The sequence below is a fragment of the Nonomuraea lactucae genome (genome assembly GCF_003313395.1).
Lineage (GTDB): Bacteria > Actinomycetota > Actinomycetes > Streptosporangiales > Streptosporangiaceae > Nonomuraea > Nonomuraea lactucae.
This window is the reverse complement of sequence record NZ_QNFZ01000435.1, coordinates 1-1,089: the sequence shown is the minus strand read 5'-3', so window position 1 is coordinate 1,089 and position 1,089 is coordinate 1. Positions and strand designations below refer to the sequence as shown.

2 protein-coding genes are annotated in these 1,089 nt (G+C 71.5%); both read right to left on the bottom strand.

Annotated features, from left to right (window positions below):
* On the bottom strand, window positions 1–266 hold a 266-nt coding region (locus DQW85_RS22460), incomplete at its 3' end, for a hypothetical protein (RefSeq protein ID WP_420819174.1).
* A 128-nt stretch (window positions 267–394) separates the two neighbouring features.
* A complete protein-coding gene (locus DQW85_RS22455; RefSeq protein WP_113702158.1) occupies window positions 395–964 on the bottom strand; it encodes an isochorismatase family protein in 570 nt (189 codons plus the stop codon).
* Between the last annotated feature and the right edge of the window lie 125 nt (window positions 965–1,089).

Genomic DNA, 1,089 nt, shown 5'->3' with positions numbered 1-1,089 from the left:
CGGCCGCTCACCCGCGCCGCCTCCGGTGCCGGGTCCCGACGCGCGCATCCCCGCGCGGGCGGCGCCGCGGGCGGTACCGCGTCCGTCTCGACCGTCGGCGCCGTGCCCACCGCCGTGCCCACCGACGTGCCCACCACTGTGCCCGCTTCCAGCAGGGCCAGCACCAGCACCGCGCCCACCCTCGCCAGGGCGCGCCCGCGCACAAGGACCCAGAGAGCGAAGGGGCCGGCGAACAGCCAGGCCAGGCCGAGACAGACGGCGAGCATGAAGGACCTCACGGGGATGGAGACATGTGACTCTCCGTGTTACTTCTGCCTCGGAGCGCTCTGGACCGGCTTGAGGATCACATGAACAGAGTGTTGCCCGGCGTTCACCCAGCTGACAGGCGGGGGTGTCAGAGGACGGTGGGGGCGCCGTGGAGGGTGACGCCGACCGCGTCGAGTTCGGCGATCGCCGCGTTGGTGCTGCTGCGGGCCGCGCCCACCGTCAGGCCGAGCAGTACCCGTACGGCCAGCCCGTTCTTGACGGCGTCGAGCGCCGTGGCGCGGACGCAGTAGTCGGTGGCGATGCCCACCACGTCGACCTCCTGCACCCTTCGCTCGTGCAGCCACATGCCCATGGACACGCCGGCGTCCGAGGTGCCCTCGAACCCGCTGTACGCCGCCTCGTAAGCGCCCTTGCTGAACACTTCCTCAACGGCGGCGAGGTCGAAGGAAGGGTGGAAGTCGGCGCCCGGCGTGCCTGCGACGCAGTGGCGCGGCCACCTGCCGACGTAGTCGGGCCGGTCGGAGAAGTGGTCGCCCGGGTCGATGTGGTAGTCGCGTGAGGCCACCACGTGGTCGTAGCCGTGTTCGGCCATGTGCCGGGTGATCGCCGCCACGACCTCCGACCCGCCCGGGACGGCCAGGCTGCCGCCCTCGCAGAAGTCGTTCTGCACATCGACGACGATCAGTGCCTTCCCCATACAGATCACGATACGTCAGGCGAACTCTGTCGGAATGGCTGCGTACCCCCTCCCCAGGTGGAGCGCGTCCTGGGGGAGGAGCGCGACGGCGCGGGCGTGGCGGTCGCGGGCCGCGCCGAGGGGCT

What these genes read in the sequence shown, in the direction of transcription:
- DQW85_RS22455 (WP_113702158.1), bottom strand. Translation starts at nt 964, where the DNA reads ATGGGGAAGGCACTGATCGTCGTCGATGTGCAGAACGACTTCTGCGAG.